The sequence below is a fragment of the Synechococcus sp. H55.9 genome, assembly GCF_047462355.1.
In the GTDB taxonomy this organism is placed as follows: Bacteria; Cyanobacteriota; Cyanobacteriia; order Thermostichales; family Thermostichaceae; genus Thermostichus.
On the sequence record NZ_JANSJB010000086.1, the window covers coordinates 1 to 11,857 of the forward strand.

Below are 11,857 nucleotides of genomic sequence, written 5' to 3' on the forward strand. Positions count from 1 at the left end.
ATCACCCGCCCCCCCCCCCTACAACCACTCCCGTTTGGGGGGCCGCGGCCAGTTGTGAAACCCCCCGGGGGGGGGGGGGGGGGGGCGCCCCCCCCCGGGAGAGGGGCCGGGGGTGAGGGCTGGGAGAGGAGTCGGGAGTAGTCGCCTGCGGTGGCGCGGAGCGCTTGAGGCTGCCGGAAAGGAGCACCCAAAACAAAAAACCCCTCTCCCCCAGGGAGAGGGGATGGGGGTGAGGGTCGTCCCCCCAGGGAGAGGGGATGGGGGTGAGGGATCGGGGGTGAGGGCCTCACTCAGTACAGCGCCTCTTCTTGATGGGTGATGATGGTGCAGTCAGAAGTAGGGTAGGCCACGCAGGTTAACACATAGCCCTGCTCGATCTGATCGTCATCCAGGAAGGATTGATCGCTTTGATCCACCGTGCCGCTCACCAGCTTGCCGGCACAGGTCGAACAGGCCCCGGCGCGGCAGGAATAGGGCAGCTCGATCCCTTGCTCCTCCGCCACATCCAAAATGTACTCGTCATCCGGCACATCGATGGTGACGTTCAAGCCTCGCTCTTCGTTGATCAGAGTGACCTTGTAGGTAGCCATCCTGGTTGGGTCTCCAGAAAAAACATCCACTCCTCATCCTGCCACCCTTCTGCCCCGGATCAAGCACCATTTTTCAGAGAAATAGGTAGATCTCCCGGTTTTTTAGAGTTGGATCCGAGAAAACCTTGCTGGGCAAAGATTCCGGCCACGTCTCACCTCCCTCGGCCAAGCCTCAACCCAGCCTATGGAGCAGAGTTGTACGAAGCAGTAGCCACAGGCAAGCTCATGCTATCGTCTGTGACCCAGATCACTCCCCATTGGCCCGGAAAAAGTCGATAACTCTTGCCAAAGCTGCCGCATCTGCCTGTATGATTAGCAGAGTAAACAGGCTAGCCACCAAACTGGCGTGTCTGCGTCTCCCCTCGATTGGCCATTTCTCAGAAGGCTTAGGTTGCCCTGAGCGAGCCGATCGGGTAATGTGAGGGAAGTGTTCAGCCGAACCCTACTTTTTGGTTAAGAGGAGAAACATGAACGGAACAATGCACAAGTGGCTGCTCAAGTCACTGGGGTCTCTGTCTCTGGCATCGACGGTGGTGCTGCTGCCCATGCTGCTCACCGGTTGCGGCGAAGATAGCTCCGGCACGTCGGTGCCCGTACCGCCCCCGCCCCCGCCGGCTCCTCCGGCTCCCCCGGCTCCGCCGCCAGCACCTCCCACCCCTACTCCCACGCCTACGCCGGTGGGACGTGTTATCAGCATCAGCCCCTCGGATGGCTCCACCAACGTTGCCATCACCACCTCGATTACCATTCGCTTCAGCGAGCCGGTGCGCGAGGCTCCCTTGGCTCAAGCCCTGAGCATCACCTCGGTGGCGCCCCAAGCCGGAGCTGTCCCGCCTCGGGATCTGGCCTTCAACTCCGACCGCACCCAAGTCACCGTCACCTTCCGCACACCCCTGAGCAACGACTCTGTCTATCGGGTCACCATTTCGCGGGCGGTGCCGGATCTGTTTGCTTCGGGCCGCAGCCTGGCCGAAGACTTTGTGGCCACCTTCACCACCGGCAACGTGGCGGCTACTGGCGGCCCGGTTAGCTTGCTGCCGACACAACTGGCGGCGGTGACGCCCAACGGGCAGGTATTCTCCAGCCCGAACGTGGTGCCGGTGGGGTATGGCATTCGCCGCAGTGGGGTAGCGGAGAACCTGCCGGTGGGGGTTTACACCGACTACCGTGCGGTGCTCTCCTTCTCGATTCCCGACAGCATTCCGTCCAACGCCGCGGTGCAATCTGCGCAGTTGACGCTGGTGCAGTTGCCCTCCAACGACTCGGCGGAGATTGGAAACTTTGGCGATAGGGGGCGCGGCTTTTTCTTCCTGGATCCGACGCCGCACAACCTGCCGGCCAACAACGTGGTGTTCCAGGAAGTCAACCTGGGTGCGCGCGACAACGTGGTTTCCAGCGACTTTTTTGCGCCGGCTTCCACGCCCAGCTTCATTGCGTTGAGCATCAACGGCAACGTGTTGGGTGGGGATGTGTCGGCGGGGCCGCGGACGGCGGATGTGCAGCCGGGTGTGCAGCGGTCGGTGTCGGGCACGCGCTTCTACCAGGTGCGGCTGCAGTGCGCCAAGGAAGTGTGGAACAACCAGGCAGCTCCGGTCTTTTTGGTGACTACGGGAACGACGTCGGTGACGACGACGGGGATTGTGACGGCGACGCAGCGTTTCAACGTGACGGCGACGCAGACGTTTGTCGTTACGGGTGCAGCGAGTGCCACGGTATCCAACACCATCACCGGTGCGGTGACGACGCCGTTTACACAGTCCTTCTCGGCCACTGGCACTGTCTCTGGCGTGGCTACGGCATCAAGGACAGTAATAGTAACACAAGGAGAGGGTACTCAAACTCGAACTGCAACTGACACTGAATCCTTTACCTTTAGTGTCACTGGCACTGCTACCTTCACTGCCTCTCAATTTATTACAGCGGGCCTTGGCTTTACCTCGGTAGCCAGCGCAACGGTGACCTTTGCGGCCACAGGCACGGTCGTTGGCTCTGAAACCCGCTCCGAAACGGTGACGGTCACCGGCTCGGTCACGGCCTCTGCCACCACTACGGTGACGCCCTTCACCCGCACTGCTCCCAATGCTGGCTTCGAAATCAGCCAGGGAGCCAACGGGGTCTGCCGCGCCGAGTTCGACCGCGAGCCGGCTACGGGCACGGGTGGTTCGCCCATCACCACTGCTCGTGGTCCGCGTCTGGATATCACTTTCTCCATCCCGCGCTAGCGGCGCCTCTAAATCTAGGCTGCCTCTGTAGTCCAGGAGCGGCCAAATACAGGAAGTGGGCAGGTCTTGAGAGCCTGCCCATTTTCCTAGGCCGCTAAATCTACAAATTCATCTGATAGAATCGTTGCAGTCAAGGCTTGGAGATATGAGAACCGAGATTCAAGAGCTCCTAGAGCGAGCATTTCGCCATCATCGCTCGGGTGAGCTGGATCAAGCTGAGAAATGCTACCTGGAGATCTTAAGCTTAGAGCCTAACCAGCCTGATGCCATTCAGTATTTGGGCATACTGGCCTATCAGCAGGAACAATACGTCAAATCTGTGGAATGGCTGGAAAGGTGTGTCAGCCTTGGTCAAAGGTCGGCATCGCTTTACACTAACTTGGGTGTGGCTTACGAGAAGCTAAACCGACCCGAAAGGGCAATAGAGTGCTATCAACAAGCCATCCAAATAGATCCAGAAAGCCTTAATGCAAACTTTAACTTAGGTCTGGCCCTTATCCAGCTTGAGCGCTGGGATGAAGCAGAGAAAGCTTTTCTGAAGGTTCTGGAGCTGGATCCGCAACAGTTTGAGGCAGCATACTTTCTTGGACAGGTACTGCTAAAGTTAGGCCAGGTAAATAGTGCTATCGGCATCCTAAAGAAAGCAGTAAAGGATCAGCCAGACTACCTTGAAGCTCATCTTCAGTTAATTGATGCCTTTTCTCTATCTGGAGATAAGGATCAAGCCATTCGACACGCAAAGCAAATAGAGCCCCTATTTTCGACTAGTGCCGACTTGCAAAACAAACTAGGTTTATTGCTAGTAGAACTGGGACACTATGAAGACTCAATCACTGCTTTTCAGAAAGCTTTGATGATCGAGCCCTCTGCTGTCACTCACTTGAACCTGGGTAGAGTATACGGTGAGGTCGGCCAAGAAGATAAAGAGATGGAGCACTATAAGAAGGCTATAGAGATCAATCCGAACTATGCAAAGGCTTATAACAATCTAGGGGCAGCTCTGAGCCGAAAGATCCAACCCCAAGCTGCAACAGAGATAGCCGTTCAGGAGCTAAATCTAGAAAGCAGAAAAAATCTTGAGGATCGATACCAAGCTATTCAAGCTGCAAGAGATTGCTTTCAAGTCGCCATTTCTTTGGATCCAGGGTACGCCGAAGCTCACCACAATCTGGGTGTTCTTTACAGGACAGAAAAGCGGTTGCACCTAGCCAAGCATCATATATGTCTTGCTATTGAGCTAAATCCAGGGGAATCAGAGTATTGGCATAGCCTGGGATGCTACTACTTAGATCTTGCTATGGGTGAAAAGGCAGTTCGATGCCTTGAACAAGCAATTAACCTAGATCCAACATCTGCCCGAGCCTACAATAACTTGGGTCTTGCCTACCAGTTATTGGGGAAGAAAGAGGAAGCAGAGTTTGCTTTTCATAGAGCTGCGGAGCTTTCCCCAGACTTTGCAGAAGTTTACTGCAACATCGGAGCTAGACTCTTTGAGCAGAAAAAGTACGATGATGCTTTAGAACATCTACAGGAGGCCATAAGGCTCAAGCCTGAATTAGCTGATGCATACTTCTACAAAGGCTTGACCCTGGCCAAGCTATCCCGAACTCAGGAGGCCATAGATAATTATCTACTGGCCATTGAAAGAAAGCCAAACTTCGCCGTGGCTTACCAAAATCTAGGCGGTGCTTATCTAGAGCAATGCAGATTACGTGAAGCACTGGCTAGCTATAGGAAAGCTCTCGAGATCGCTCCTGACTTTGCGGGTGCGATGTCAAATATCCTTATGGTCTCGCATTACTCAGAGAACTTTGATCCTCTAGAAACATTCTTGGAGCATCAACGGTGGGGTATTCGCTACCAAAGCCGATATCAAAGTTACTGGAAGCCCTACACAAACTCGCGAACCACTCAAAGGCCACTTAAGATCGGCTACCTGTCAGGTGATTTTCGATTGCATTCGGTACACTTTTTCATGAGTTCAATCTATGATAACCACAATCAAGAAAACTACCAGATTTATTGCTACTCAAATGTTGATCAACCTGACATGGTAACTGAGCAGCTCTCTGCATGGGCGACAGGATGGAGAGATATCAGTAAACTAAGCGACGAGAAAGTTGCAACGCTAATCAGAGAAGATCAAATTGATATTCTGGTGGATCTAAGCGGGCACACTGGCGGTACAAGAGTACACGTAATGGCTCTCCGTCCTGCACCTGTACAAGTTACCTACCTCGGCTATCCTGACACCACCGGTATGACCGTCGTGGACTATAGAATAACGGACAGCTTCGCAGATCCCTATGACGTAACTGATGGCTTGAATACCGAGAAGCTGATAAGAATGCCCCATAGCTTTCTCTGCTATAAGCCTTCTCGGGAGGCACCTGAGGTCACGGATCCACCTGTGGTTAAGAATGGCTTTATCACCTTTGGGTGCTGCAACAACCCTTCCAAAATTACCCCCCGAGTAATTAAGTTGTGGGCAACGATACTAAAGGCGGTACCCAACTCAGTTTTACACTTAAAGAATCAGCGGTATAGAGATGAGAGCACCTGTAAGATCTTCCTGCAAAGAATTGGAAGCCACGGCATTTCGGAAGAGCGAGTCAAGCTTGAATATGGTAGACAGGGCTTTGCTGAGCACTACGCAGCCTATGGAGAGGTGGACATTGCCCTAGATCCGTTCCCCTACAACGGAACAACGACAACCTGTGAGACATTATGGATGGGAGTTCCGGTAATAACGCTGGAGGGCTCAGCACATGTCTCCAGAGTTGGTGTGTCAATCTTAAAAACAGTAGACTTGCCAGAGCTAATTGCACAGACAGAGGAAGATTATGTTCGTATTGCCTCAACGCTGTCCGAAGATACAGAGCTTCTGGTCTGGATGAGAAGGACTATGCGAGAGCGTCTCTATTTGTCTCCCCTTCTTGACGGAAAGAGATTTACAGCTTTTTTAGAGAAGGCATATACCCAGATATGGGAACAGTACTGCCAAGATAGGAAAGGTAGAATTAGGTTCACAGATTTGCCATTTAAGTTTCGCAAGCATCCAAACTTGGCTAAACTTACTAAGATGGTTAGCTAGGAGCAATGGGTAAGCATGTTTAATCTACATATTGGTGGTAGAGAGCCACATCCTGACTGGAAAATACTTGACGTTTTGCCCTCGCCTGAAGTCGACTACGTCGCAAACGCAATTGACCTCAGCTTATTTGGAAGTGAAAGCGTAGATCAGATATACGCCTCACATGTTCTTGAGCACTTTGATTATCGAGAGGCAAAGGTAGCTTTGACAGAGTGGTATCGGGTACTGAAGAAAGGAGGAAGATTATATATCTCTGTGCCCAACCTAAAAGCGCTATCTAGAGTTCTTCTAAAGGACGATCTTTCCTATGATCAACTGGTGTACATCATTAGTATGTTCTATGGTGGCCAGGTCGATCAGTATGACTTTCATAAATATGGATATACCATTGAGAATTTAACTCATTTACTCAAAACTGTTGGCTTTGACTTCATCGTCCAAGTAGATCAGTTCGGTATGTTTAATGACGCAAGCACAATTGTTTACTGCAATGAGCTTATCAGTCTAAATGTAATCGCTCACAAGGAGTGAAGTGAAGAAAGGAAGTCATGTCTGAGCTATCTATAGCCTCTGTCTTGGGAACCTCAATGCCTCGCATTAAAGTAATTGCTGCAGGAGCATCTGATCTTGGGACTCCTGAGATCTATACTGAAATGATTCACAAGGGCTTTGGAGACTTAGTTGCATTTGAGCCCGATCGAGAAGCATACGAGCGGTTAAAAGAGAAAAGTTTTAGCAGCTCTAATGTTTTATACCTTCCTATGGCTGTTGGCGATGGCTCTGAATCGACTCTTTATCTAACCAACACCGGGATGACCTCATCTCTGTTCCAGCCCAACCATCAACTGCTGGAGAGGTTCCACGATCTAGCTGAGCTTTACCAAGTCGTCTCAGAGGAAAAAGTCAAGACGGTTCGCCTCGATGACCTGGAAGAGGCTTCAGATGCAGACTGGCTTGTCATGGATACTCAAGGAAGTGAGCTTAGCATTATCCACGGCGCCGCTCGTCTCCTCAGCGAGAGCATTGTAGTGGTTCAAACTGAGGTCCTGTTTGTCCCCCACTACATTGGCCAGCCCTTGTTTTCCGACATAGATATTGCTCTGAGGAAGCATGGCTTTCTTATCCATAGCCTTACTGGGATTGCCTGCCCAGTTATGAAGTCCTTTCCCAAGAATCTGACTTCTTTGTGCACCCAAGCCTCCTGGACTGACTTTATCTATGCCAAAGACTTTATGCGAGTGGGAGAGCTTCCCTCCAGAAAGCGGCTAGCACTTGCCGTAATTCTTCACGAGGCCTATCGCTCATACGACTTATGCTCTCATGTGCTCAAAATTCACGACGAGATAGAGGGCACCTCATTCTATGATATTTACCTTTCGAAGCTTTAAGATGTTATGTTTTTCGCCTTCAGGTCAAGGAAAGACCACATTCGCTTGGCCGCTTCTTCCCACGTCATGTTTTTTGTGTAGATCAACCCTTGCGAGAGTACAGAACTTCTATACTTTGTATCTCTCAATTGATCGATTGCCTGCGATATGGCATGTGGCTCCAGAGGTATCTCAATCCACGGTTCAGGCGCATTGGCATGTTCCACTTTTCTTTGAGATTCTCTGAGAATGATAACTGGACAGCCACATCGCATCGCCTCGAGAACATAATTGCCCATTCCAAGCTCGGGTTCAACCTCAAGTAACCCCGTAGCTCCTGTATAGAGTAGCGGTAACTCGTCAGGCGAAAGTTTGAGGTTGTGGATTCGAGCTCGAATTGGTTTAGATAGGTCCACGAAAGATTCCAAAGGTGAGTCAGTCCTACTTCCATCAACTGATAGGTAAACAACTTCCGGAACTTGCCCGGAAGCTATCTCGCTCAGGCTATCTAGGATAGCGCGGAAGGCTATCTTTCTTCGTTCCCCTGCTCCCGCCCTGTAAATGATGTAGGGACGAGTCAGATCTCGCTCTTCTCGAAACTTCCGTAGCTTTAGAGGAGGAGATGGCCCTAGGTCACCATGCAAGCCTGGGTAGATAACTTCAATATCTTCTTTAGAAATACCAGGATATTTTGCCATCAAGTTTGATGCCACCCACTCAGACGGACATATAAATGCCGATGCATTCAAAATGGAGTTATGTTTCTCTTGAGCTGCCAAGTTTGACAGAAACTCTTGGCTTTCATCCACACTATAAATCATTGCCACACTAGGTGTTCTAAGAGGATATGTGTACAAAGTTGAGATAAAGAGCGTTGACTTAAGCTGGTCACAGGCGCTCTGCAGACCTACGTGATCGGATTCAGCGTCTTCGTAACTATAGTCAGGAATCACCGCTATGACTGTATCGCCTGGAAGAGCAATACGTTGGCTTTCTCTCACCAGTACCACAAAGTCTCGACTGTGGCCAAGCTTTAACCATTCACCTACAACATTTTGCCAAAAGGTTATAATAGACGGTGGGGTTTCTAAGTTACTCTGCAAAGCAACACCATCAACAACAATCATTGGCTTTCCTCGAGCAAATCTTTAAGTAAAGACAACAGGCTTGAATCAAGCTTCTTAGATGGAGATAGGTCTTTCTGGAGGACGCCGTCCTCTATAAGACTAGCGTAGCGCGCTTCGGGAACTGCAATTAAGTTTGTCGCAGAGAGGCTGCGAGCTTGTTCCCGAGCTCTCGATAATTCGTTCAAGGTGGAGTTGTATGCAAAAAAAGTGTACCCCAGATCTGACAGGTAAGAGGATGTTTCCCTCGACACAAATCCCCCACCATCTTTTGCTTCTAGCTGAATGAGTGGGAGACAGCTTTTTATAAGTTCTCGACCTCCCTGTATAACACCTAAGGGATCTACAACTACATCTATCTTGACCATATCGACCAAAGGCTTTCTGTAAGAGCGCCACCAATCATCTAGCGTAATTTGCCGGATGATCTTTACAGGGTGGACTACTCCTGAAAGGTTAGTTACCACTCTATTGTACACACTATCGTCTGTTTCTAGAAAATATGTCTGCCCTGACTCGCTACCCACTGCATATGGGTTTATCGTAACTTGCGATAATCTATTAACGCTGACATTGTGTTTTAATATTTCCACACAAGATTGAGTTGGCTCAAACGCAATTACTTTGCCTTTGGTTCCTACGGCCTGGGCAGCAACAAGAGTGTATAAGCCTACATTTGCCCCTACATCTATAAACATCATTCCCGGCTTCAGGTAGGACCTAACAAAGTCTATCCCTGACTCAAACCATCTTCCTTGGGCCAGATAACAATGAGTAACTAGTGAGTTTAAACTATCTTCTAGCCTCATTGTGTAACCCTCGTAGCATATATCAACAAATTCTCTTTTGCTTCTCAAATTTATCGAGTTTGATTCACCCATCTTTCTTTGAAGAAAGCTTACAGAAGTTTGATAACAGGCTTGAGCCCATCTTTTGGCTGTTTGTGTGGCCGTCATAGCCTGAATTTGCCTCAGATGCCTTATACCTTCGATCTGCAGGTTTTTAGATAGACCAAGGCCTAGGATTGCTTTAGCTCTTAGATCTTTGGGGTGAATTGAGGCAGCAATGCGCCAAAAAGGAATTACTTGTGTTTGGTAAGGCAGCCCTATTCTTTCTGCTATCCAGCGAGCTAAGTAATACAGGTACTGATCTATAGATGGTAGATCCGGATCAAGTGGCTCAAAGTCAGGGGAATCAACTTTCCATGCCAACTCATAACCTTCTATGTTTGGAGGGGGAATATCTTTCCATCTCTCTGGGTTTAACTCTAACTGGTTCAAGAGTTTAAGTGCTTCTTCTAAAAAAGTAAATGAGACACCTAGAACCCAAAGTGCATGGAGTCTATTCAATAAGCAGGGCAGATGATTTGGCTCAGTACTGATCCCTTGATCCCAGTAGTAGAGTGATACTGACCAAGCGTTTCTTCTTTCCTTTGCAGTAGGAGCCGTTTCTGCTACACGGGCTTGACTGATCCCGCGAGCATTCCAGGTTGAGCCTGATTCAGACAATGGGACTGCCATTTCCTTACCTAAGCTTAAACTTGTATTATGACCTACCGATTTATCCTAGCTGACGTAGCCTTTTGCATATTGCTGAGCAGTAGACTCAGTGCATAACTCTACACAAGCAGCAGCCATGGAGGGTAGTGTCACGAGAGGCTGCCGGTTAACCATAGCATCAAAGCTGTACGTTTGTTGTCACTGCTTCCTGGAATGGTATCATAGTTCTGATTTTCGGAGATCGTCATTTTGAATTGGACAGTTACCTCAGGCAGGCCTGACGCAAGTACGGCAGACTCCATCTACCTGTTACATCTCTTAAGCTTCCAGGCCCAATCTGCATCTGCTATTGTTCTCAACTTTCGAGCCAACGTCTGCCGAGGTTTGTCTCGAGACAGCGCATCTTAAACAAGGTTGTTCCTATGCTACGTCACATCAGCACCTGTACTCTTCTTCTCAGCTTGGGTAGCACGATCGCCTGTACGCAGGCCACACCAGCGCAAACCCCCGACCAGGTGGTGAGCACCTTTATCGCTGCCACCGAAAAGGGGGATTGGGGCACCGCCGACGGCTACCTGACCGAGCGCTTCAGCAATGCCCTCAGGCCGGGATCCCTGCCTTCGATTTGGGGGGCAGCGGGAGAGAATGTGCAGGTGCGCAACCAAGAGGTGAGCGGCAAGACGGCCTACGTGTGGGTGGAGGGCGAGTCCTCTCTGGAAGAGGCGGCGCAGCGCCTGGGGCTGGATCCCTTGACTTTGCGCAAGTACCTGACCGAGCCGGATCTTGCCGATCCCACCTATCAGCAGTTGGCCCCGCAATTGGTGGGCCTGCGCCTGGAGGGAGACACGGTGACTTCCCGCCTCAAGATCACCCTTTACCGACAGGAGGGCGGCTGGCGAATCGAGGTGTGGCAACCGGATAAGCCGCCCGCAGAGGGATCCCAGCCGGAGAACCCTGAGCCCTCTCCCTCTCCGGCAGAAACTGAGCAACCTGCCGAAAATCAGCAGTGAAGTGGCGGGGGAAAGGTGTTGAAGAAAGCTTGGTTCTTGCTGGCCCTGGTTTTGCTCAATGGCTGCGGGCAGACGCAAACGGCCAAAGAGACGCTGCAAGCCTTTGTGCAGGCGGCCAACGCTCGGGATTTTGCCACGGCAGAAGCGCTGCTCACCCCGCGGCTGCTGAGGGGGATCCCGCCGGGCGCCCTGGATCGCTCCTGGCCCTCGGCAGAGGAGTTCACCCTCACTCCTATCCAGGAGGTGGGCAACACGGCCATCTTTCAGGTAGACGCAATCCTGAGGCCGGAGGCAGTGGTGCCCACTTTGTACTTCCAGTTCACCGCCGCGGAGCTGCAGCAATTCTTAACCGAGCCGGATCGGGAGGATCCGCGGTTTCGCCCTTTTCGCTCCCAGTTGGGTTTCTACGAGCCGCTGCCGGACGGGCGTCTGCGGGCGGCGATGGAAGTTACTCTCTACCGCCAGGCCCAGGGATGGCGGGTGGAGCTGGCCCGTCTGCAGCCTCTAAACACGAGAGTTCTCTACGAGCCGATCCAGCTAGCAGAAGAAGCGCAACCTTTTCGACTGACAGGAACGGTGCGGCTCCTCAACCGCGAGGAAGGCTGGATCGGGGTCAATTTGGACGAGGTCAGCCCCAACCTGCAGCGCTACGCCGGCACCTGGGTCTCGGTGGTTCCTGCGGAAGATGTCCAGGTCATCCGCCTTGGCCGCCCCGCCAGTTGGCTGGAGCTGCGCCCAGGGGACGAGGTGGAGATGGAGGGCAAGGTGCGTTTTGCCGTCAATGCCGACGCCGAAGGGCGGATCCCGGCGGCGATTCGGGCCGAGCGCATCCGGGTGCTGCAGATCCCCAGCCCCTCTCCCTGAGGGATCCCTCACCCCCGGCCCCTCTCCCTGAGGGATCGCCCTCACCCCCGGCCCCTCTCCCTCAGGGTGAGGGGGGTAGTGTTCCAT

At 51.7% G+C, this 11,857-nt stretch carries 9 protein-coding genes; 6 read left to right on the forward strand and 3 right to left on the reverse strand.

Annotated elements, in window-relative coordinates:
- Positions 1-290 precede the first annotated feature (290 nt).
- The gene (locus tag NW857_RS10535; RefSeq protein ID WP_414336541.1) at positions 291-590 is read right to left on the reverse strand and encodes a ferredoxin; all 300 of its coding nucleotides are present in this window, start codon (positions 588-590) and stop codon (positions 291-293) included.
- 467 nt (positions 591-1,057) lie between these two features.
- Here NW857_RS10535 and NW857_RS10540 point away from each other — a divergent pair, with 467 nt between their 5' ends.
- From NW857_RS10540 to NW857_RS10555, 4 genes are all read left to right on the forward strand, one after another.
- On the forward strand, positions 1,058-2,812 hold the full coding sequence (locus NW857_RS10540) for an Ig-like domain-containing protein (protein ID WP_414336542.1): 1,755 nt from the start codon (positions 1,058-1,060) through the stop codon (positions 2,810-2,812).
- Positions 2,813-2,957: 145 nt separating this feature from the next.
- Positions 2,958-5,906, forward strand: coding sequence for a tetratricopeptide repeat protein (locus tag NW857_RS10545; protein ID WP_414336544.1), 2,949 nt, complete (start codon positions 2,958-2,960; stop codon positions 5,904-5,906).
- Between the two features lie 15 nt (positions 5,907-5,921).
- Positions 5,922-6,437 carry a class I SAM-dependent methyltransferase gene (locus NW857_RS10550; protein WP_414336546.1) on the forward strand — a complete coding sequence of 172 codons (516 nt, stop codon included), beginning with the start codon at positions 5,922-5,924 and terminating at the stop codon, positions 6,435-6,437.
- Between the two features lie 17 nt (positions 6,438-6,454).
- Positions 6,455-7,294, forward strand: a complete 840-nt coding sequence (locus tag NW857_RS10555; protein WP_414336548.1) for an FkbM family methyltransferase — start codon at positions 6,455-6,457, stop codon at positions 7,292-7,294.
- Here the strand turns inward: NW857_RS10555 and NW857_RS10560 are convergent.
- Both NW857_RS10560 and NW857_RS10565 read right to left on the reverse strand, forming a co-directional pair.
- Positions 7,291-8,400, reverse strand: coding sequence for a hypothetical protein (locus NW857_RS10560; RefSeq protein ID WP_414336550.1), 1,110 nt, complete (start codon positions 8,398-8,400; stop codon positions 7,291-7,293). The two genes, NW857_RS10555 and NW857_RS10560, sit on opposite strands and share 4 nt — an antisense overlap.
- Entirely contained in the window at positions 8,397-9,917 is a 1,521-nt protein-coding gene (locus tag NW857_RS10565) for an FkbM family methyltransferase (protein ID WP_414336551.1), read from the reverse strand. Before NW857_RS10565 ends, NW857_RS10560 begins: the two co-directional genes overlap by 4 nt.
- A 401-nt stretch (positions 9,918-10,318) precedes the next feature.
- On the opposite strand from NW857_RS10565, the gene NW857_RS10570 reads away from it, so the two are divergent.
- Together NW857_RS10570 and NW857_RS10575 are read left to right on the forward strand one after the other, a co-directional pair.
- Positions 10,319-10,906 carry a hypothetical protein gene (locus NW857_RS10570; protein WP_414336553.1) on the forward strand — a complete coding sequence of 196 codons (588 nt, stop codon included), beginning with the start codon at positions 10,319-10,321 and terminating at the stop codon, positions 10,904-10,906.
- Positions 10,907-10,924: 18 nt separating this feature from the next.
- On the forward strand, positions 10,925-11,770 hold the full coding sequence (locus NW857_RS10575) for a hypothetical protein (RefSeq protein WP_414336554.1): 846 nt from the start codon (positions 10,925-10,927) through the stop codon (positions 11,768-11,770).
- Positions 11,771-11,857 lie beyond the last annotated feature (87 nt).

Coding starts and splice junctions, on each gene's coding strand:
- NW857_RS10565 (WP_414336551.1), bottom strand. CDS start 9,917: ATGGCAGTCCCATTGTCTGAATCAGGCTCAACCTGGAATGCTCGCGGG.
- NW857_RS10560 (WP_414336550.1), bottom strand. CDS start 8,400: ATGATTGTTGTTGATGGTGTTGCTTTGCAGAGTAACTTAGAAACCCCA.
- NW857_RS10535 (WP_414336541.1), bottom strand. CDS start 590: ATGGCTACCTACAAGGTCACTCTGATCAACGAAGAGCGAGGCTTGAAC.
- NW857_RS10570 (WP_414336553.1), top strand. CDS start 10,319: ATGCTACGTCACATCAGCACCTGTACTCTTCTTCTCAGCTTGGGTAGC.
- NW857_RS10545 (WP_414336544.1), top strand. CDS start 2,958: ATGAGAACCGAGATTCAAGAGCTCCTAGAGCGAGCATTTCGCCATCAT.
- NW857_RS10555 (WP_414336548.1), top strand. CDS start 6,455: ATGTCTGAGCTATCTATAGCCTCTGTCTTGGGAACCTCAATGCCTCGC.
- NW857_RS10550 (WP_414336546.1), top strand. CDS start 5,922: ATGTTTAATCTACATATTGGTGGTAGAGAGCCACATCCTGACTGGAAA.
- NW857_RS10540 (WP_414336542.1), top strand. CDS start 1,058: ATGAACGGAACAATGCACAAGTGGCTGCTCAAGTCACTGGGGTCTCTG.